The sequence below is a fragment of the Streptomyces fungicidicus genome (assembly GCF_003665435.1).
Lineage (GTDB): Bacteria > Actinomycetota > Actinomycetes > Streptomycetales > Streptomycetaceae > Streptomyces > Streptomyces fungicidicus.
Map to the genome: position 1 here is coordinate 5,693,633 of NZ_CP023407.1, position 21,521 is coordinate 5,715,153.

At 74.4% G+C, this 21,521-nt stretch carries 13 protein-coding genes (1 of these 13 cut by a window edge); 5 read left to right on the forward strand and 8 right to left on the reverse strand.

What is annotated here, in order from left to right; genetic code table 11:
* The 4 genes in view from CNQ36_RS25730 to CNQ36_RS25745 are tightly spaced (at most 23 nt apart) and all read left to right on the forward strand, a layout consistent with a single transcriptional unit that may run on beyond the window.
* Positions 1 to 7,774: the final stretch of a non-ribosomal peptide synthetase gene (locus CNQ36_RS25730; RefSeq protein ID WP_121547709.1), read on the forward strand. It extends 18,461 nt beyond the left edge of the window; the window shows 7,774 of its 26,235 coding nt (coding positions 18,462–26,235); its start codon lies off the left edge, out of view; the stop codon is at positions 7,772 to 7,774.
* Positions 7,775 to 7,797: 23 nt separating this feature from the next.
* A complete protein-coding gene (locus CNQ36_RS25735) occupies positions 7,798 to 8,499 on the forward strand; it encodes a thioesterase II family protein (protein WP_121547710.1) in 702 nt (233 codons plus the stop codon).
* A gap of 8 nt (positions 8,500 to 8,507) precedes the next feature.
* Complete coding sequence (locus CNQ36_RS25740; protein ID WP_121547711.1) at positions 8,508 to 9,332, forward strand: SDR family oxidoreductase; 825 nt, start codon at positions 8,508 to 8,510, stop codon at positions 9,330 to 9,332.
* Positions 9,333 to 9,349: 17 nt separating this feature from the next.
* Positions 9,350 to 11,929 carry an amino acid adenylation domain-containing protein gene (locus tag CNQ36_RS25745; RefSeq protein ID WP_206278509.1) on the forward strand — a complete coding sequence of 860 codons (2,580 nt, stop codon included), beginning with the start codon at positions 9,350 to 9,352 and terminating at the stop codon, positions 11,927 to 11,929.
* 23 nt (positions 11,930 to 11,952) lie between these two features.
* Here CNQ36_RS25745 and CNQ36_RS25750 read toward each other — a convergent pair whose 3' ends face one another.
* The 8 genes from CNQ36_RS25750 to CNQ36_RS25785 form a co-directional block, all read right to left on the reverse strand.
* Entirely contained in the window at positions 11,953 to 12,621 is a 669-nt protein-coding gene (locus CNQ36_RS25750) for a response regulator transcription factor (RefSeq protein ID WP_121547712.1), read from the reverse strand.
* Positions 12,618 to 13,880: a sensor histidine kinase gene (locus CNQ36_RS25755; protein ID WP_228313083.1), complete on the reverse strand. Its 1,263-nt coding sequence runs from the start codon at positions 13,878 to 13,880 to the stop codon at positions 12,618 to 12,620. The genes CNQ36_RS25750 and CNQ36_RS25755 overlap by 4 nt, the downstream gene beginning before the upstream one ends.
* A 1-nt stretch (position 13,881) precedes the next feature.
* A complete protein-coding gene (locus tag CNQ36_RS25760; protein WP_121547713.1) occupies positions 13,882 to 14,427 on the reverse strand; it encodes a metal transporter in 546 nt (181 codons plus the stop codon).
* Between the two features lie 100 nt (positions 14,428 to 14,527).
* Positions 14,528 to 16,210, reverse strand: a complete 1,683-nt coding sequence (locus tag CNQ36_RS25765) for an acyl-CoA dehydrogenase family protein (protein ID WP_121547714.1) — start codon at positions 16,208 to 16,210, stop codon at positions 14,528 to 14,530.
* Positions 16,210 to 17,964, reverse strand: a complete 1,755-nt coding sequence (locus CNQ36_RS25770) for an acyl-CoA dehydrogenase family protein (RefSeq protein WP_163013368.1) — start codon at positions 17,962 to 17,964, stop codon at positions 16,210 to 16,212. The genes CNQ36_RS25765 and CNQ36_RS25770 overlap by 1 nt, the downstream gene beginning before the upstream one ends.
* An 8-nt stretch (positions 17,965 to 17,972) precedes the next feature.
* Positions 17,973 to 19,745: a fatty acyl-AMP ligase gene (locus CNQ36_RS25775; protein WP_121547716.1), complete on the reverse strand. Its 1,773-nt coding sequence runs from the start codon at positions 19,743 to 19,745 to the stop codon at positions 17,973 to 17,975.
* 4 nt (positions 19,746 to 19,749) lie between these two features.
* Positions 19,750 to 19,965, reverse strand: a complete 216-nt coding sequence (locus tag CNQ36_RS25780; RefSeq protein WP_121547717.1) for an MbtH family protein — start codon at positions 19,963 to 19,965, stop codon at positions 19,750 to 19,752.
* Between the two features lie 169 nt (positions 19,966 to 20,134).
* Positions 20,135 to 20,956, reverse strand: coding sequence for a rhomboid family intramembrane serine protease (locus tag CNQ36_RS25785; protein WP_121547718.1), 822 nt, complete (start codon positions 20,954 to 20,956; stop codon positions 20,135 to 20,137).
* A gap of 132 nt (positions 20,957 to 21,088) precedes the next feature.
* On the opposite strand from CNQ36_RS25785, the gene CNQ36_RS25790 reads away from it, so the two are divergent.
* A complete protein-coding gene (locus CNQ36_RS25790; protein WP_121547719.1) occupies positions 21,089 to 21,421 on the forward strand; it encodes a hypothetical protein in 333 nt (110 codons plus the stop codon).
* Positions 21,422 to 21,521 lie beyond the last annotated feature (100 nt).

Sequence of the window (21,521 nt, forward strand, 5' to 3'; positions counted from 1 at the left end):
GAAGTGGAGCGCCGACGGTGAGTTGGTGTTCGCGGGTCGTGCGGACGACCAGGTGAAGATCCGGGGTTTCCGGATCGAGCCGGGTGAGGTCGAGACCGTACTCGCGGCGCACCCCGCCGTCGCCCATGCGGCCGTGGTCGTACGCGAGGACACCCCCGGCGACAAGCGCCTCACCGCCTACGTCGTCCCCGCGCACGACACGGACTTCGCCGACGTGCCCGAGACGCTGCGTGCGTACGCCGCCGAGCAGTTGCCCGCGTACATGCTGCCCTCGGCGATCGTGGAGCTGGACGTCCTCCCGCTCACCACCAACGGCAAACTGGACCGCAAGGCGCTCCCCGCCCCCGAGTACGCGGCCGGCGCGGGCAGGGCTGCCGCCGACGCCCGCGAGGAACTGCTGTGCGGGGCCTTCGCCCAGGTGCTGGGCCTCGAACGCGTCGGCGTGGACGACGACTTCTTCGCACTCGGCGGCCACTCCCTCCTCGCCACCCGGCTGGTGAGCCGGGTGCGCGCCGTGCTGGACGTGGAGCTGCCGATCCGGGCGCTGTTCGAGACGCCCACCCCGGCGGCCCTGGCCCGCGGACTCGCTCACGCCGCGCCGGGACGTGCGGCGCTGGAGCCGCGGGAGCGGCCGGCGCGGGCGCCGTTGTCCTTCGCGCAGCGGCGGTTGTGGTTCCTCGGCCGGCTGGACGGGCCGAACGCCACCTACAACATCCCCCTCGCCCTGCGGCTCACCGGGGAGCTCGACCGGGAGGCGCTGGCCGGCGCGTTCCGGGACGTGATGGAGCGGCACGAGGTGCTGCGGACGGTGTTCGCCACGGCCGACGGTGAGCCGTACCAGCAGGTGCTGCCGGTCGACGCGGCCGGGTTCGCACTGCGGGTCGCCGACGTCGACGTGGACGGACTCGACGGGGCGGTGACGGAGGCGGCCGGCCACGCGTTCGACCTCTCCGCCGAAATCCCCCTCCGAGCCTGGCTGTTCGCGACCGCGCCCGAGGAGCACGTGCTCCTCATGGTGGTCCATCACATCGCCGGAGACGCCTGGTCCATGGAGCCGCTGGCCCGTGACATGGCCGCCGCCTACGCGGCCCGCCGTGAGGGCCGTGAGCCGGGCTGGGCGCCGCTGCCGGTCCAGTACGTCGACTACGCCCTCTGGCAGCGTGACGTGCTGGACCACGAGGGCGACTCCGGCAGTGTGCTGTCCCGCCAGGTGGCGTACTGGCGGGACGCCCTCGCCGGGGCGCCCGAGGAACTGGAGCTGCCCGCGGACCGGCCGCGGCCCGCCGAGGTGTCCACCCGCGGACACCAGGCCCCCGTGCTGGTGCCCGCCGAGGTCCACGAACGGCTGCTGGAGGTGGCGCGGGGAGAGGGCGTGACCGTCTTCATGGTGCTCCAGGCCGCGTTCGCGACACTGTTGCACCGCCTCGGTGCGGGCGACGACGTCCCCGTCGGCGCGTCCGTCGCGGGCCGGACGGACGAGGGCCTCAACGACCTGGTCGGCTTCTTCGTCAACACGCTCGTGATCCGCACCGACCTGTCCGGAGACCCGACCTTCCGCGAACTGCTCGGCCGGGTCCGGGCGGTGAGCCTGTCGGCGTACGAGAACCAGGACGTGCCGTTCGAGCGGCTGGTGGAGGAGCTCGCACCGGCCAGGTCACTGGCCCGGCACCCCCTGTTCCAGGTCATGCTCACACTGCAGAACACGGGCGGACCGGGCGGTGGTCCCGCCGTGGACCTGCCGGGTCTGCGGACCGACTCGCTGTCCGCCGGAAGCGTGGCGGCCAAGTTCGACCTGGACCTGTCCGTCGGCGAGACGCTCGACGCCACCGGTGCTCCGGCGGGCATCGAGGGCGTGCTCGTCGCCGCCGCCGACCTGTTCGACCCGGCGACCGTCGAGCGCATCGCGGGCCGCCTGGTACGGCTCCTGGAACTGGTCGCCGGGGACACCGACATGCCCCTGAGCGCGGTGGACGTCCTCGACGCGGACGAACGGCGCCAGGTCGTCGAGGAGTGGAACGGCACCGACGCCCCCCTGCCCGCCCGGTCCGTCTCCGACATGTTCCGGGCGCAGGCGGCCGTGACGCCCGACGCGGTGGCCGTGCTGTGCGGCGACGACCGGCTGACCTACGCCGAGCTGGACGCGCGGGTGAACAGGCTGGCCCGGCTGCTGATACGGCGCGGTGTCGGCCCGGAGGCCCGGGTGGCGGTCTGCATGGAACGCTCGGCCGACCTGCTCGTGGCGCTGCTCGCGGTGCTGAGGACCGGAGCCGCCTATCTGCCGGTCGACCCGGGCCACCCGGCCGAACGCGTCGCCTTCATGCTCGACGAGGCCCGGCCCGCGCTGCTCCTCACCGGTCGCGGTACCGCCGTCGAGGCGTTCGGGCCGGAACGCGTCGTCGTGGACGACCCCCGTACCGTCGCCGAACTCGCGGATCTGGACGCCGGCGCCGTCACCGACGCGGAACGCGTCACCCCGCCCCTCCCGGACCACCCGGCCTACGTGATCTACACATCGGGCTCCACGGGGCGGCCCAAGGGAGTGGTCGTCACGCACGGCGCCATGGCGAACCTCGTCGCCACGATGGGCCGGCGGTTCCCGATGGACACCGAGGACCGCCTGCTGGCCGTGACGACGGTGACCTTCGACATCCACGTCTTCGAGCTGTACGTTCCGCTGCTCGCGGGCGCCGCCGTCGTGATCGCCGTGGACGGGGACGTGCGGGACCCGGCGGCCGTCGCCGGACTCGTCGAACGGTTCGGGGCGAGCCTGATGCAGGGCACCCCGGCCCTCTGGCACGGGCTGCTGACCGCACACGCCGAGGCGGCACGGGGACTGCGGCTGCTCGTCGCGGGCGAGGCGCTGTCCGGCTCCCTGGCCGCCCGCATGGCGGCCGTCGGGAGCACGGTGACCAACCTGTACGGCCCGACCGAGGCGACCGTCTACGCGACCGCCGCCGGCGTGGAGGCGGGGACGACGGCTTCCCAGGTGCCGATCGGACGCCCCATCGACAACACGCGTGCCTATGTGCTCGACGGACGGCTCCAGCCGGTGCCCCCGGGTGTCTCCGGAGAGCTGTACCTGGCCGGGGCGCAGCTCGCCCGCGGATACCTGGAACGGCCCGGGCTGTCCGCGGAGCGCTTCGTGGCCTGCCCCTTCGGGGCGGCGGGCGAACGGATGTACCGCACCGGTGACGTGGTGCGCCGGCGGACCGACGGGCAGCTGGAGTTCCGGGGCCGGGCGGACGACCAGGTGAAGATCCGGGGATTCCGGATCGAGCCGGGCGAGGTGGAGGCCGTACTCGGCGCCCACCCGGCGGTCGGCCGGGCCGCCGCGGTGGTGCGCGAGGACGTACCGGGCGACAAGCGGCTCGTCGCCTACGTCGTGGCCGCCGGCCCCGACGACGGCGGCCCCGACGACGGCGGCCCCGACGACGGCGGCCTCGCCGCCGTGGCGCACGACCACGCGGCCGAGCACCTGCCGTCGTACATGGTGCCCTCGGCGGTGGTGGTCGTGGACGCGCTGCCGCTGACCTCGACCGGGAAACTCGACCGCAGGGCGCTGCCGGCCCCGGCGTACACCGCCGGTGGCGGGCGCGCCGCGGCGACGGTGGAGGAGGAACTGCTCTGCCAGGGGTTCGCCGAGGTGCTGGGCCTGCCGGCCGTCGGCGTCGACGACGACTTCTTCGCCCTCGGCGGCCACTCCCTGCTCGCCGTCTCCCTGGTGGAGTGGCTGCGGCAGCGCGGACTCCCGGTGTCGGTCCGCGCGCTGTTCACGACGCCCACCCCGGCCGGACTGGCGGCGGCCGCGGGACCGGAGACGGTGGTGGTGCCGCCGAACCTGATCCCCGACGACGCCACGGAGATCACCCCGGAGATACTGACCCTGGTCGACCTGACCGAGGACGAGATCGCCCGGGTGACGGAGACGGTGCCGGGCGGCGCGGCCAACATCCAGGACGTCTACCCGCTGGCCCCGCTCCAGGAAGGCATCCTCTTCCACCACCTGATGCTCGACCGGGACGCCACGGACGTGTACGTGACACCCACGGTGATCGGGTTCGACTCACGGCGGCGCCTGGACGGCTTCCTGGAAGCGATGCGGTGGGTGCTGGAGCGGCACGACGTGTACCGCACGGCGTTCGTCTCCGACGGGCTCCCGGAACCCGTCCAGGTGGTGCTCCGCCACGCCGGGCTGCCGGTCGAGGAGGTGGTGCTGGACCCCGCGGGCCCGGACGCCGAACAGCAGCTGGCGGCCGCCGTGCGCGGCAGGCTGGACCTGCACCGGGCGCCGCTGATCACGACGCACGTCGCCGCCGACCCGCGGACCGGCGGCCGGTGGCTGTGCCTGCTCCGCGTCCACCACCTGCTCCAGGACCACACGGGCCTCCAGATCATGCTCGACGAGCTGCGGGCACACCTGGCGGGACGGACGGAGCACCTGCCGGAGCCGCTGCCGTTCCGCGACTTCGTGGCGCAGGCACGGCTCGGGGTGCCCAGGGAGCAGCACCGGCGCCACTTCACCGGCCTGCTCGGCGACGTCACCGAGCCGACCGCGCCGTACGGGCTGGTCGAGGTGCACGGCGACGGCACGGCGGTGGCACAGGCAAGGCTCCGGGTCGACGGCGAACTGACCGTCCGGCTCAAGGGGGTCGCGCGGTCGCTGGGGGTGAGCCCGGCGACGCTCTTCCACCTGGCGTGGGCGCGTGTGCTCGGGGCCGTGTCGGGCCGCGACGACGTGGTGTTCGGCACCATCGTCTTCGGCCGGATGAACTCCGGGGCCGGCGCCGACCGCGTACCCGGACTGTTCATCAACACCCTGCCCGTGCGGGTGCGGCTGGCCGGCGCCTCCGTCGGGGAGGCGCTGACCGGGCTGCGGCACCAGCTCGCCGACCTGATGGTCCACGAGCACGCGCCCCTGGCCCTCGCCCAGGCGGCCAGCGGCATGCCCGGCGGCCCGCTGTTCACCTCCCTCTTCAACTACCGGCACAACCAGGACGTGCCCCAGGAGACCGCCGGGGCGATGGACGGCATGGGGCTGCTGTCCGACCGGGACATCACCGACTACCCGCTCGCCGTGGCTATCGACGTCGGCGGGGGAGGCTTCACCATCGCCGTGGACGCGGTGGCCCCCGCCGACCCCGACCAGGTCTGCACGCTGCTGCGCACCTGCCTGGACAACCTGGTCACGGCCCTCGAGGAGGCCCCCGACACGCCGCTGCGGAGCCTGGACGTACTGGGCGGCGCCGAACTCTCCGAGCTGGTCGAGGGACACAACGCCACCTCGGTCGCGAGAGCGGACGTCTCGGTGCCGGAGGCGTTCGCGCGGCGGACGGCGGCCGATCGGGACGCCGTGGCGCTGGTCTCGGACTCCGGCGAAGTGACGTACGGCGAACTGGACGCACGTGCCGATGAGTTGGCGCGGGCGCTGGTCGCCTCGGGCGTGGGGCCGGAGTCGGTGGTCGCCGTGCTGATGGAACGCTCGGCCGATCTGGTGGTGGCGTTGCTGGCGGTGTTGAAGGCCGGCGGCGCGTATCTGCCGCTGGACGTGAGGTGGCCGGTGGCACGGATGCGCGCGGTGATCGAGGACGCCGGGGCCACGTCGGTCGTCGTGCACGACGCGACGGCCGGACACGACCTCGGCCGTACCACCGGTCTCGACGTGATCCCGGTCGCCGCCGGGGCGGACTCCGCCGTGGTGCTGCCCGCCGCTGTGGCTCCGGGTGCTGCGGCCTACGTGATGTACACGTCCGGGTCGACGGGGGTGCCGAAGGGTGTGGTGGCGACGCACCGGGACGTGGTGGCGCTCGCCGGGGACCGGTGCTGGGGAGCCACCCCGCGGGTGCTGTTCCACGCCCCGCACGCGTTCGACGCCTCGACGTACGAGCTGTGGGTGCCGTTGCTGTCGGGCGGCACGGTGGTCCTCGCCCCCGACGAGGCGGTGGACGGATCGGTGCTGCGGACGCTGGTCACCGGCCACGACCTGTCCCATGTGCATGTGACGGCAGGCTTGTTGAGGGTGCTGGCCGATCAGGACCCGGGCTGCTTCACCGGCGTGCGTGAGGTGCTGACCGGTGGTGACGTGGTCCCGGCCGAGTCGGTACGGCGCGTCTTGGACGCCAACCCCGGCGTTGTCGTACGGCAGTTGTACGGCCCCACCGAGGTGACGCTGTGCGCGACGCAGTACGAGGTCGCCGATGCCGCCGAGGTCGATAGCGTGCTGCCGATCGGACGCCCCCTCGACAACACCCGCGTCTACGTCCTGGACGGGTCGCTGAACCCGGTGCCGGTCGGTGTCGCCGGTGAGTTGTACGTAGCCGGTGCCGGTGTCGCGCGGGGCTATCTCGGTCGCCCCGTCCTGACCAGTGAGCGTTTCGTGGCCTGCCCGTTCGGGGTCACCGGTGAACGGATGTACCGCACCGGCGACTTGGTGCGCTGGGACGCCGAGGGCCGGCTCGTCTTCATGGGCCGGGCCGACGACCAGGTCAAGATCCGCGGTTTCCGGGTCGAGCCGGGCGAGGTCGAGACGGTGGTGGCCGCCCATCCGGCGGTCGGCCAGGCGGCCGTCGTCGTACGGGAGGACACCCCGGGCGACAAGCGGCTGGTCGCCTATCTGGTGCCGGCCGGGACCGAGACGTCGTTCGCCGACGCGGTGCGCGCCCACACGGCCGACCGGCTCCCGGAGTACCTGGTCCCCTCGGCCTTCGTGGAACTGGAGAACCTGCCGCTGACGGTCAACGGCAAACTCGACCGCGAGGCACTGCCCGCTCCCGGCTTCCCGCACGGGGCCGGGGACACGGTGGCCCACGGGCCGGTGGCGGCGCTCGAACAGGCCATGTGCGAGGCGTTCGCCGAGGTGCTGGGCCTGCCGTCCGTCGGCGTCGACGACGACTTCTTCGCCCTCGGCGGACACTCGCTGCTGGCGGTCAGACTGGTGCACCGCCTTCGGGACCGGGGCGTCACCACATCCGTCCGGGACCTGATGGCCGCCCCCACCGTCACCGCCCTGCGCGGCACGCTGGGCCTGTCGTCAGTGCGGGACTCGCTCGGCGTGCTGCTGACGATCCGCGGCGACGGCGGCCGGCCGCCCCTGTTCTGCGTCCACCCGGCAGGCGGACTCAGCTGGTGCTACACGCCGTTCGCCCAGCACGCGCCGGACGACCAGCCCGTCTACGGGCTGCAGGCCCGCGGAGTCGACGGCGGCGCCCCGTTCGCCGGCAGCCTGGCGGAGATGGCCGCCGACTACATCGAGCAGCTGCGCCAGGTGCAGCCGGCCGGCCCCTACCACCTCGTCGGATACTCCTTCGGCGCGGCCCCGGCCCACGAGATCGCCGTCCAGCTGCGCGAACAGGGCGAGGAGGTGGCCGCCCTGGTCATCATGGACTCGTTCCCGCTCGACCGGGAGATCGCGGCCACCGGCGCCGAGGACGGCGCGGCCCCCGGCGGGGACCTGTCGTGGGAGGGCGCGATCCGGGCGGAGTTCGGTCATCTGCTCGGCGGGTTCACCGACGAGGAGATCGCCGTCGTCGCGCGGACCTTCGAGAACAACACCCGGATCAGGGCGGCGCACACCACCGGCCGGTTCGACGGCGACGCGCTGATCCTCACCTCGGCGGACAGCACGACGGAGGACGGGCCGCTCACCGCGAAATGGGCGCCCCACGTCTTGGGCGAGCTGACCGAGGTGTCCATCCCGTGCGGACACGTGGACATGGTCCGCCCCGACATGATGGGCCTGGCGTGGCAGGCCATCTCGGCCTGGCTGAAGTCCCGTTGACCAGAGGAACGGAGAGAACAGACATGCGACGGACGTCTCTGCTGTGCGTCCCCTTCGCGGGCGCCGGGGCCTCGTTCTTCCACCCGTGGGCGGCGCTGACGGACGGGAACCCGCGGATCGTGGCCCTCCAGCTGCCGGGCCGGGAGTGGCGGCTCTCCGAGGAGCCGTACCGGGACGTGGCGCGGGCCGCGGCCGAACTGCTTCCCGTGGTGACCGAGGAGATCGGCCCGGACGACCGGGTCGTGATCTTCGGGCACAGCCTCGGCGCGGTGCTCGCCTACGAACTCGCGCACCTGCTGGTCGACCGCACCGGGGTCGACGTGGCCCGGCTCTTCGCGAGCGGCTCACCGGGCCCCTGGACCCGGCGGACCCGCCGGGCCACCGGCCTGCCCGACGAGGAGTTCCTGCTGCGCGTCAAGGAGTTCGCCGGCTACGACCACGAGGCACTGTCCCATCCGGACATGCGCGAGCTGATCCTGCCGACCCTGCGGGCGGACGTCGAGATGCACGAGAACTACGTCCCCGCCGGCGACCGGCCGCTCCCGGTCCCCGTCACCGCGGTGCGCGGCACCCGCGACGACCTGGTCACGGCCGAGCAGACCGGCGAATGGGCCAGGGCGACCAGCGCCGGGTTCACCCGGGCCGAGGTGGAGGGCGGACACATGTACATCGCCGAGGACCCCGGCAGCCTGCTGCGTCTCGTCGACGACGCGCTCGCCCGGTAGGAGCCGCCATGCAGCTCGCCGGCAAGACCGCGATCGTCACCGGGGCCGCACGCGGGCTGGGGCGCGCCTGCGCGGTCGCCTTCGCCCGTGAGGGCGCCGACCTCGTCCTCCTCGACCTCTGCGCGGACCTGCCCGGCGTTCCGTACCCGCTCGGCGGCCCCGGCCAGCTCGCCCACACCGCCGACCTGTGCCGCGGGCACGGCGCGGCCGTCCTCGTCCGGCAGGCCGACGTACGGGACCTCGGCGCGCTGCGGCACGCCGTGGACGACGCCCACGGCCGGTTCGGACGCATCGACGTGCTGCTCAACAACGCCGGGATCGCCGCGCCCTCCGGCAAACCCGTCGACGAGATCGACGAGGACGAGTGGCAGCTGATGATCGACGTGGACCTGTCCGGCGCGTGGCGCGCGACGAAGGCGGTCGGCAAGATCATGACCGCCCAGCGGGCCGGCAGCATCATCAACGTCGCCTCCACCGCCGGGCAGGTCGGATACCGCAACTTCGCGGGCTACGTGGCGGCCAAACACGGTGTCATCGGGCTCACCAGGGCCACGGCGCTCGACTTCGCGCCGATGAGGGTCCGCGCCAACGCCCTGTGCCCGGGCTCGGTCCGGGACGACCCTGCCGTCGAGGGCCGGATGCTCTCCGAGATCGCCAGGTCCCTCCAGGTGCCGGTCGCCGAACACGAGGAGGCCTTCGTCCAGTCGCAGCCCATGAACGCCCTGATCGAGCCCGATGACGTCGCCTCGGCCGCCGTCTGGCTCGCCTCCGACGGATCCCGGCAGGTCACGGGGTCGGTCATCACCGTCGACGGCGGGTTCACCACTCGCTGAACCACAGGGAGAGGGACGTGGTCACTGTCCAGTCAGCCGAGGACGCCCGGCACTGCCACGCGCTGCGCGTCCGCCTCGGGGCCTCCGACCGCGTGGACGCGCCCTGGGTGGAACGGGTGCCCTTCGCGAGCGACGAGCCGGGCGCCGCACGGCACCGCGCCCGCGAACTGGCCCGGCCGGTCGACGCGGGCCGCGGATCGCGCGCCGTGCTGCTCGTCTACACCGACGGCCGGGCCGACCTGGTCGTCGTCGCCCACCGGTCCGCGTACGGCCAGCGGGCGCTGCGCCGCCTGGCGGCCGCGCTGCTCGACCCCGCGCGGCCCGCGCCGGCCCGCGGACAGGGCGCCGTGCCGAGCGGCTCCGGCCACACGCCCGACTGGGGGCTGGGCGGCCCCGCACAGGGGGACGCGCGGGACGGCCACCGGGTCGCGCTGCCCGAGGGCACGTCCCGTGAACCCGAGGGCTGGCTCGCCGCGCTCGCCCAGGTGCTCTCCCGGTACGAGCCGGAGCGCACGCCGGAGGCCACGGCCCTGGACGCCGGGGACCGGGCCGCGTCCCCGCCGGCCACGCCGGTGAGCGCCGGGCTGGTCTTCGACCTCGGGGGCGAAGGCGAGTACGTGCCCTGCCTGGCGCCCGTCTTCCCGCTCACGGTCACCGTCGGCGAGGACGGTCTCCGCTGCGACCACCGGCTCGGCGACGTCAGCACGCCGATCGCCGAACAGTTCGTGCGCCACCTCGTCGAGGCCCACCGCCGCCTCACCGGCCCGCCCGGCATCCTCGACCCGGCGGAGCACGAACGGATCCTCCGGCTGGGGCGGGCGGCACAGCCGCTGAAGAGCACACCGCGCCGGATACCGGACGTGTTCGCCGAGCGGGCCGCGGAACGCCCCGACGCGCTGGCCCTCGTGGACGGGGACCGCACGGTGACCTACCGCCGGCTCGACGAGTGGTCCGACCGGCTCGCGCACGGCCTGCGCGCCGCCGGAGCGGGCGACGGCACCCTGGTCGGTGTCTGCCTGGAGCGCTCGGCGCAACTCGTCGCGGTCCTGCTCGCCGTCCTCAAGGCCGGGGCGGTCTACGTGCCGCTGGACCCGGCCTACCCGGCGGACCGGCTCGCGTACACGGTGGAGGACTCCGGCACGGACGTCGTGGTCACCGAGTCGGCCGGGTTCCCCGGCTCCCCGGGCGTCCGGGTGCTCACCCCCGCCCAGGTGCTGGAGTCGGGCGGCGCCGCGCCGGACGGTCCCCCCGCGACCGGCGCAGGCCCGCAGGAGGCCGCGTACGTGATCTACACGTCGGGCTCCACCGGAAGGCCCAAGGGGGTGCTGGTCCCGCACGCCCACGTCGTCGCCCTGATGGACGCCACCCGCGACGACTTCACGCTCGGCGCCGCCGACGTGTGGACGTTCTTCCACTCCGTCGCGTTCGACTTCTCGGTCTGGGAGATCTGGGGCTGCCTGCTGACCGGCGGCCGGCTCGTCGTCGTCCCGTACTGGGTGTCGCGGTCGCCCGAGCAGTTCCACGGCCTCGTCGCCGCCCGGGGGGTCACCGTGCTCAGCCAGACGCCGTCCGCCTTCACCCAGTTCGCGGCCGCCGACCGCGACACGGCGGAGCCGCTCGCGGTGCGGCTGGTGGTCTTCGGCGGTGAGCCGCTGGACACCCGGAGCCTGCTGCCCTGGCTGGACCGGCACCCCGGGGACCGCTGCCGGCTGGTCAACATGTACGGGATCACCGAGACCACCGTGCACGTCACCGCGGAGACCGTCACCCGGCGGCTCGCCCTGGCCGGATCCCGGTCCGTGGGCCGGGCGCTCCCCGGCTGGCGGGTGTACGTCCTGGACGCGCGGGGGCGGCTCGCGCCACCCGGAGTGGCGGGGGAGATCCACGTCGGCGGCGCCGGAGTGGCGCTCGGCTATCTGCGCCGCCCCGACCTCACACGGGAGCGGTTCCGCCCCGATCCGTTCGGCGGCGGGCGGATGTACCGGACCGGCGACCGGGGCCGGCTGCGCCCGGACGGCGCCCTGGAGCACCTGGGACGCCTCGACAACCAGGTCAAGCTGCGCGGGTTCCGCATCGAGCTGGACGAGATCCGCACGGTGCTGGCCGAATGCCCCGGCGTGACCGCCGCCGCCGTGACGTTCCGTCAGACCGACCCGGGGGACGCGGCGACCGGCCGGCTCGACGCGTACGTGGTCCTCTCCGAGGGCTCCACGGCGGACGTGAGGGAGCGGGCCGCGCGCGTCCTGCCCGCCCACATGCTGCCCTCCACCCTGACGGCGCTGCCCGCGCTGCCGGTGACGGCGAACGGGAAGACCGACCTGGCCGCCCTGCCGGAACCGGCCGTGGCCGCGTCCGGCGGGGGAGCGGTCCCCGCGGGCGGCGAGGACGGTCTGTCCGGCGAGTTGCTGAGCGTGTGGCGGCAGCTGTTCGGCTTCACCGTGGGCCTGTCCGACAGCTTCTGGGAACTGGGCGGGAACTCGCTGCTCGCCGTGCGGATGGCGTCGCTGATGCGGGAACGGGGCCTGCCGTCACTGCACCCGCGCCTGCTCTACCTCAACCCGACGGTGCGGCAACTCGCGGTCGCGCTCAAGGGATAGCCGCTCGCGCGCGGCGCGGCCCGCTACTCGGAGGTGCTCTCGACGACGCGGTTCTCCCAGGCCCAGACGGCGATCTCGGTCCGGTTGCGCACCCCGAGCTTGGTCTGGATCCCCGACAGATGGCTCTTGACCGTGCTGAGCGAGATGAACAGCTCGGCGGCGATCTCCTGGTTGGTGCGGCCGCGCGCGATGGCCCGCACGACCTCCAGCGCGCGCCCGGACAGCTCCGACGACCGCGCGGCACCCCCGCGGGGCATCGCCTGCGACTCGTTGAGGTGTTTGAGCAGGCGCAGCGTGACCGACGGCGAGACCAGCGCCTCGCCGTTGTAGGCGGCGCGGACCGCCTCGATGAGCAGGGCGGGCCCCGCGTCCTTGAGGACGAACCCGGCCGCCCCGCCCCGCAGTGCCCCGTACACGTATTCGTCGAGGTCGAAGGTGGTGACCACGATCACCCGCATCGGGTCGGCCGCCTTCGGGCCGGCCAGCGCGCGGGTGACCTCGATGCCGTCGAGCTTGGGCATCCGGATGTCCACCAGGCACACGTCGGGACGGAGCCTTCGGGCCATCGCGATCGCCTCGGCGCCGTCCTCGGCCTCCCCGACGACGGTGATGTCCGGCTGGTCCTCCAGGATGAGCCGCAGGCCGCGGCGGATCATCGCCTGGTCGTCGGCGAGCAGGACCTTGATCGTCATCCGGGCTCCCTGGTGGGTACGGGCAGGGTCGCCCGCACGGACCAGCCGGCGCCGGGCCGGGGGCCGGCGTGCAGTGAGCCGCCGAGCGTTTCGACGCGTTCGCGCATGCCGACCAAACCGTACCCTCCACGATGGTGCGACCGGGCGGAGTTCGGCGGGGCGTCGTCGCGGACCTCGACCGTGACGGCGTCGGCGTCGCGGCCGACGGTGACGTCGATGGAGTGCGCGTGCCGCGCGTGCCGCAGGACGTTCGTCAGCGACTCCTGGACGATGCGGTACACGGTGCTGGTCACCTCGGGCGGCCAGCGCGTGTCGTCGTCGGGCACGCTCAGGCGCACCTTCGGACCCTGCCGGCTGAAGCGCTCGACCAGGGCGCCCAGTCCCTCCGGCCCGGGCGAGGCGGGTGCCGCGTCGTCCGTGTCGCGCAGCAGCCCGACGACCCGGCGCATCGCGGCCATGGCCTCGAACCCCGCGGTCTCGATCTCGGTCAGCGAGTCCGACACGTCCTCCGGGTTCCGGCGCGCCACCACCTGGGCGGCCTGTGCCTGGATCAGCATCCCCGTGATGTGGTGGGCCACGATGTCGTGCAGTTCCCGGGCGAGTTCGAGCCGTTCGGTCCGGCGGACCTGCTGGGCGGTGGCCTTCGCGTGCTCGTCGAGCCGGCGCAGCGACAGCCCCACTCCCACGGCGGCCAGCCAGGCCACCGCGGCGATGGCCGGAACGGCCGTCACCGGCCGGGTGGCGAACTGGGCGGCGACCAGCAGGAGTCCCGCGCCCGCGATGGTCCCCGCCCGCACCGGGGGCAGTGCCCGGACCGCGGACCCGATGAGCACCGCCAGGCCCAGCGCCGTGGAGGGGCCGAGTCCCGCGGGCAGCCGGGTGCCGGGCAGCAGCGGCACGAGCACCGACAGCGCGGCCACGACGAGACCCACGACCGAGGTCCAGGTCCGCTCGCGGTGGCGCAGCAGCGCCAGCCCGCACACCACCACGGAGGCGGCGGCGCCCGGCACCCAGGACGCCGCTCCCCAGGTCTGCGCGAGGGCGACGGCCTGCACGGCGATCGCGGTGAGGAAGGCGACGGCGAGCCCGACGGTGGAGAAGACGCTCACCCATCGCTTCGGAATCGCCACGTCGATCAGGCTACCGAACCCCCGCCCGCGGTCCGCGCCGTCCGGCGGGGCCGCGGGCGGGGCGCCCGGCGGTTCGGAGGTACCGGTCGCGGACCGGGCGGTGCTCATGGTGTCGAGGTCTCCGGTCATGCTAGGAGTGCGGCGGGTGGGCCCAGGATTCCTGCGGTTCCCGGGGAGTGGCCAGCGCGCGCCGGTCGAGGAGCCGCAGCACCGGCCCCAGGACGAGGGCCGCGGTCATCGCGAGCGTGGCCGCGCTCGCCACGCCGCTCAGCCCCTCCAGCCAGAAGGCCACGGTCACCGCGACACCGCCCACCGCGATCGCGGCGGCCCCGCCCGCGGGCAGCGTCCGGATCGCCGAGCCGACGAGCACCGACAGCGCGAGCGCCGTGGCCGGCGCGGGCTCCTGCGGCAGGTCGTCCCCGGCGATCCGGGACACGGTGACGGCGCCGGCCGTGAGGACCAGCCCCGCGACCGCCGTCAGCGCCTTGAACCGCGCACGGAACAGCGCCACGGCGCTCACGACGACGGAGACGGCGGTGCCGAACAGCCACGCGGTCCCGCCCCAGCTGGTCATGAACATGAACGCCGTGAAGACGATCCCCAGGGCCAGCACGACGGCCAGCCCGACGTCGAACATCCTTCCAGGTGGCCTCGTGGGCCCCTCCGCTGTATTCATGCTCCTCAGGCTAGGAAGCCGGGGCGTCCGGCGTACCGGCCGAAAGTACGGAACAGTGTGGACGGAGCCGTGCTTTGGGCCGGTTCCGGCGGCGGTCCGCTCAGCCGGGCACGTGCCGCGCGGACAGGTCCAGGAGACGCCCGTCGTGACAGCGCGCGACCGCGAGACCGAACAGCTCCCGCTCCACGTCCTTGCGTTCGGCCGCGGTGAGCACCGGCGGGCCGCCCAGCCGTCCGGTCAGCCGGTCCAGGGCGCCCAGCAGCGCCGCGTCGGGGTAACGGCCGGCGCACCGCCGCCACACCGCCAGCACCGAGGCGGCGGCGAGGACCACCGTGTAGCGGTCGGCGAGCGCGAACGCCGCCGGCGGGGCGTCGATCGTGATGTCACCGGGGCCGAGCGCCGCGCACCCGTCCCGCAGCGTCCGCAGCTCGTCCCGGAGCCGGGCGGCGAACCGGCGGACCGGGTCGCGGTCGTCCGCCGGCACGCCGTCCGCCAGTTCGGTGAGCGCGCCGACTACGCCGTCGTGGCGGGGCATGCCGGTGCTCAGCCGGTCCGGGGCGAGCGCGGGCAGCTCACCGCCCGGGTCGAACAGCGAGGCCGGGGCGGACGGATCGGCCAGCCAGGACCTGCGGGCCAGCCGGGGCAGCTGCGGAAGCAGTGTCACCAGGGCGGCGGTGAGCGACACATGGGCGAAGGTCGCGGGGGCGACGTCCCGGGCCAGCTTCTGGAACATCGCGTACGGGCCCCGCCGCAGATAGGACCGTGAGCCGAGCACCGCCCGCAGGTCCTCGAACGCGTCGAGCAGCATCCGCGCGGTCAGGTACTTCGCCGCGGGGGCGTAGACCGCCATCGCCTCCGGCCGCAGGTGCAGCGCCCGGAGGACCACCGCGGAGAACGCGTCCATGGCCAGCAGATCGGCGTAGGAGCGGGCGATCACCGCGCGCACGTACGGCAGGTCGGCGACCGTACCGCCGTAGAGGCGGCGCTCGAGGGAGCAGCGCAGGGCGAGGCGCAGCGCGGTCTCCAGCGGTCCGACGAGCACCGCGGGGCCCACCGAGCGGGTGATCTGGTACGAGCGCAGCGCCACCTCGATCCCCTGGCCCGGGGAGCCGATCAGCGCGTCGGCGGGGACGGGGCAGTCGGCGAACTCCACGCCGCCGAGCTCGATGCCGCGCATCCCGGAGCTGTGGAAGCGCGGCAGGTCCCGGACCGCCGCGGCGGGCAGGTCGTCCCGGGTGAGGAGGAACTGGCTGTGGCCGCGGCTGCCCGCGCCCGTGCCGGTCCGTGCGAACAGCACCATGGCCTGCGCGCGGCGCACGTTCGTCACGATCTCCTTGCGGCCGGTCAGCCGCCAGCCGGCGCCGTCCGGCCGGGCGGCGCACTCGGCGTGCGCGAAGTCGTTGCCGTGCGCCAGCTCGTGGAACGCGGCGGCGACCCGGCCGTTCGCCAGGAGCAGGTCCGCCACCCGGCGCCGCTGCTCCTCGTCGCCGGTGGTCCAGACGTTGACGGAGGCGATGAGCGAGCTGAAGCCGTAGCCGAGACCGAGGCACGGATCCCGCCGCCACACCGTCCGCAGCACCTCGGCGAGCCGGTCGGCGCGCTCCAGACGGCCGCCGTGGACCACCGGGACGAACTCGGCGTTCAGGCGGTACTCGTCCAGCACCCGCTCGCCCTCGGCGGGCATCTCCTGTCTCTCGTCGGCGGCCAGCACCGCCGCGTGACCCACCGGGTTGCGGTCGTCCCAGGGGTCGCCGAGCAGGACGTCCAGCTCCGCGGCGCCCATCAGCGGCCGTCCTGGGAGCCGGTCAGCGGCGCACCGAACGGGGTCACCGGGGCCCCGTCCCGCGCCGCCCGCGCCACGTGCTCCGCCAGCAGTCCGTCGAGCCCGTCGTCCCCCGGGGCCGCCGACGGCGCCGGTGTCCGCAGCGTCGTCGCGAGCCTGGCCCGCAGGGCGCGCAGCGCCGCCCTCGCCCACAGTCCGTCCTCCCACAACGGCTCTCCTCGACGGCTGTGCCGTCCGGCCGACCAGGTGTGCAGGCACGCCGCGGCCGCGTAGCAGAGTTCGTACGCGGCGGCCGTCTCGTAGGCGGACATCGGAGGGTGCGCGGCCGGGGCGACCGCCGCCATCCGCGCGTGGACCTCTCCGGCGGCCGCGGCGACCGCGACGGCGTGCGCCACGAGCCCCTCCGGGGCCGCTTCCCCGGCGAGTGCCCGGGACAAAGCGGGGAGGGACTGCACCACCGAACAGCCCCGCCGGGACAGCAGCGTGAGTGCCCCGCGGTCCAGCGGCCCGGCGGGCTCGCCCACCGCCGCCGCCCCGGCCAGCCCCTTCTCGTCGACCGTGCCCGCCCGGTACTCCCGCACCAGCCGCGGGAACTGCTGGACGAGCGCCGCGCGGTTCACCGGGGTGCTGCCGTCGAACACCGACACGATCTGGTGGTCGCGCCAGATCTTCTGGAACGCGCCGTGCGCGTACACCCCGGTGAGGAAGGACCGCGCGCCGAGCAGTTCGGCGAGTTCGGCGATCACCGCGTCGGTCAGTGCCGGTGCGACGGACTTGACCACCGCGGACACCACGCTCATCTCGCCGGTGAGGGTGTGGATCGCGCGGCTGCCGACCAGCGCCGCCGACTCGGCGGCGGCCGTCAGCGCCGCGCACCGGCCGAGGATCGCCCGGGGATGGGCGCGGTCGAGGAGCGGACGCCGCTGGATGATCCGTTCGGCGGCGAACGCGGCGGTGATCCGCAGCGCGTGCTCGCCCGCCCCCAGCGACAGGGCGGCGCACATGGTCCGGGTGAGCTGCAGCGCGCGCAGCACCGTCTCGGCTCCGCCGCCCTCACGGCCGAGCAGCGCGCCGGGAGCCGGCACCGCCCCCTCGAACGCGATGCCGGAGATGTCGATGCCGCGGATCCCATGGGTGGGTTCCTTGGGCAGCACATGCCAGGAGCCGGGGGCGAGCGCGGACTTGTCCACCAGGAAGAGACTCTGCCCCCGCCCGGATCCGGCGGCTCCGGTGCGGGCCAGGACGGTCAGCAGACGGGCCCGGGTGGCGTTGTTGACGGGCCACTTGACGCCGTCAAGGCGGCGGCCGCCGTCCTGGGCGGTCGCGGTCAGCTCCCCGTTGAGCAGGTCGGCGCCGTGGTCCGGTTCGGACAGCGCCCAGGCGACCGGTTCGCCCGCCAGGACCGCGTCCGCCGTGGCGGTGGCCTGCGCGGCGTCGCCTGCGCACCAGACCGACGCGGCGCCGAGGTAGGTCTTGCCGTGCGCGACGGCGGCGCTCAGGTCACGGCGGGCCACCGTGCGCCACAGCCGCAGCAGCACCTCGTGGTCGGCGCCGGCGCCGCCCCACTCGGCCGGAACGTAGTACGCGGGCAGCCCGAACGCGTCGAGCCGCGCGACGAGCGTGGCGGGGAACTCCTCGGCGGCGTCCTCCCCGGCGACGCGGCGGGCGACATCGCCCCCCGCCCCGTCCGGTCCGGCGTCCGTCAGGAACGCGTCGAGCGCGGCCTCCCGCCCGGCGCCCGTGCCGGTGTGCACCGGCGCCCTCACCGCGGCCCCGCCGCCGGTGCGCGCAGCGCGGGCTCCAGCTCGGCGTGCAGCACGGTCATGTCGCCCGCGAGGAACCGTTCCCGCATGGCGGTGCGCCGGATCTTCCCGCTGGTGGTGCGGCGTACGGTGCCGCGCCGCACCAGCACGACGTTGCGCAGGGGGAGACCGAACGAGCGGTTGAGCCTGCGGGTGACCGCGGTGACGACCTCCGGCAGCTCGGTCCTCGGGGTCCGGGGGTGCACCTCGTGCACGAGCACCACACGCTCGTCCGGCGAGCCGACCCCGAACGCGGCCCCGAGCTGGCCGCCCAGTGCCTGGTGCGCGGCACGCGCCTCGTGCTCCACGTCCTGCGGGAAGATGTTCCGGCCGTGCACGATCAGCAGTTCCTTGAGGCGGCCCGTGACGAACAGTTCGCCGTCGACGAGCGCGCCCAGGTCCCCGGTGCGCAGCCAGCCCGGTCCCTCGGCGGAGTCCGCGAGGCGGGCGTCGAAGACCTCCGCGCTCAGCTCCGGTCTGCCCCAGTAGCCCCGGCCGATGCTCTCCCCGCGCAGCCAGATCTCGCCGATCCTGCCCTCGGGCAGCGGCACCCGCTCCCGCGGGTCGACGATCCGCAGGTCGAACGCGTGCGGCCGGCCCAGACCCATCACCGGCCTGCCCGCCCCCTCGGCCACCGGCCGCAGCTCCGGCCGCTCGCCGGACTCCAGCCGCAGCGGGTCCACCGTGAGCACGGTGGGACTGGTCTCCTCGGGGACGCAGGTCACGTACGCCGTGGACTCGGCGAGGCCGTAGCCGCTGGAGTGGACGTGGGAACGCAGCCCGAGGTGCGCGAACCGTTCCATGAAGGCCCGCACGGTCGGCGCGTGGATCGGCTCGGCCCCGTTGCCGAGGTAGCGCAGGGCGGACAGGTCCAGTCCCCGCGTCATCTCGTCGGTGATGACGCGGGTGCAGAGTTCGTACGCGAAGTTGGGGGCGACGGTGTAGGTGATCCGGAACCGGTCCAGCATGCGGAACCACTCGGCCGGCCGCCGGATGAACTGGGCCGGCGTCATCAGCGTGAGGTGCGCGCCGCACAGCAGCGCCGCGGTGAGCTGGGTGAACAGGCCCATGTCGTGGTGCAGCGGCAGCCAGCTGCCGAACCGGTCCTCCGGGACGAGGCCCACATAGGTGCAGACCGCCGAGACGTTCGCCAGGACCGCGCCGTGCGTGAGGATCACACCCTTCGGCGACCCGGTGGACCCGGAGCTGTACTGCAGGACCGCGTCCGTGCCGCGGCCGACGTCCCGGCCGTCCGCCCCCTCCCCAGGCGCGGACCGCCCGCCCACCGGGAGCACGGCCTCGACGGCGAGCCCCTCCGGGCCGTGGCCCCTCAGGTGCTCGGCGACCTCGGCGCGGGCTGCGTCGGTGGTGAGGACCAGGCCGGGCGAGCAGTCGGCCGCGATCGCCGCGATCCGTTCACCGGCGCTCGCCGACCCGCCCGGCATCGGTGAGGGCACGGCGACAAGACCGGCGGTCAGACAGGCCAGATAGACCTCCGCGAACTCGATGCCCGTCGGCAGGGCGACGAGCACCCTTTCCCCGGGGGCCAGCCGCCGGGCCAGCTCCCGCGCGCGCACCCGGGACCGGCGGGCCAGCTCCCCGTAGGTGACGCTCTCGGGGTCCGCCCCGGTGGAGCCGTGCCAGAGGGTCAGTGCGGTCCGCCCGGGATGAGCGTCCGCCCGCGCGGCGAAGGCCGCGCCCAGACTCGGATATCCGCTGAGGTCGACGGTCATGGCGTCAGCGCTGGTTTTCCATCGCCTCGATGAGGCTCTTCGGCCGCATGTCCGTCCAGTTCTTCTCGATGTAGTCGAGGCAGTCCTGGCGGCCGGCCTCTCCGAACACGGACGTCCATCCGTCCGGAACCTTGGCGAAGACGGGCCAGAGGGAATGCTGGCCCTCGTCGTTGACCAGGACGAGATAGCTGGCGTCGGGATCCTCGAAGGGGTTCGGCACGGCGTTGCCCTCTCTCGGTGAAGGAAGGGGGTGCGCGGACGACTTGACCGCGTTTCACTATGCCCGCGCCGCTCGCTGACCATCAACGGCGGCGAACACCCCGGCGTCCAACCGCTCCCGTGGCATCACTTGGACGAACCCGCCCCGGCACCGCGCCGTCCCGGCGCCCTCACCAGTCCGGCCGGGCGCGCCTGCCGAACAGGATTCCGCGCGGCTCCGGCGGCGGGGGAGTGCCCGGGCGCAGCGGCCAGGCGATCAGCATGCCCGCCACGAAGCCGAACACGTGCGCCAGGTACGCCACCGTCCCGGCGTCGGTGACGCCCTGCCCGGACGAGTACACCGCCTGCAGCACGAACCACATGCCCAGCACGATCCACGCGGGCAGCCGCAGCGGCAGGAAGATCAGGAACGGCACCAGCACCCAGACCCGCGCCCTCGGATACAGCACCAGATAGGCGCCCAGCACCCCGGCGACCGCCCCGGAGGCGCCGATCAGGGGCTCGCCCGAGCCGGCGTTCAGCACGGCGAAGCCGTACGCGGCGGCGTAACCGCAGACCAGGTAGAAGAGCAGGAAGCGGACGTGCCCCATGCGGTCCGCGACGTTGTTGCCGAAGATCCACAGGAAGAGCATGTTGCCGAGCAGGTGCAGCCAGCCGCCGTGCAGGAACATCGCCGTCAGGACGCTCAGCTCGGGGGACTTCTCGTAGCCCGGCCGGTCCACCACGCACCCCGGGCCCTGCGGGCCCACCCCGGTGGCGCCGGTGGGCACCAGGTTCGGCATCCGGTGGTGGATCAGCTCCTGCGGGACCACGGCGTAGCGGTCCAGGAACGCCTGCAGATGGCACAGGTCGGCCAGACTGCTCCCGCCGGTCAGTGAGCCGATCACGCCGGGGGTGAAGGCCAGGAAGACGACGAAGTTGGCGGCGAGGAGCGCGTACGTCACCCAGGGGGTGCGCCGCGTGGGGTTCACGTCATGGACGGGCATGACCACGTCCCACTAGTGCCCGGACGGCCGGCGGTGAATCCGCGGCGGCGCTGAACACCGCCGTACGGACGCGCGTATGACTCGGCAACCGCCCGGGGCGCGGGGAAGGCGCCGCGGGGCCGACGTGAGGAACAGGCGATGAACGACCGAGTGCCCCCCGCGATGCACGCGCTGCCCGACGGCGAGGCCGAGCTCACGCTCGTGGTGCGCCTCCCCTGGGAGGACGTCGCCCGGCTCGGCCAGGAGGCGGGGCGGCTCGCCTCCCAGATGCGGCGGCCGGTGACGCTGGAGGAGGCGGTGAGCCATCGGCTGCGGTCCGCGCGGAGCGCGGCGCACGCCAAGCCGGCGGTGCCCGCGCCCGCGTCGGCGCCGGATGCCGGCACCCCGGGTGCGTCGGTGGCGTCGCTGCCCGCGCGGCCGCCCGCCGAGCAGGCGCGGCAGGCGATCGAGAGGATCAACGGGACGGCGTGAGGTGCCCCGGGAGGTGCCGCGCGTGCGCGGTCGTGCCGCGGGGTGCCGGTCCGTCGTGGCCGGTCGCGCGGTTCCCGCGCCCCTTGCGGGGCGCCGCACC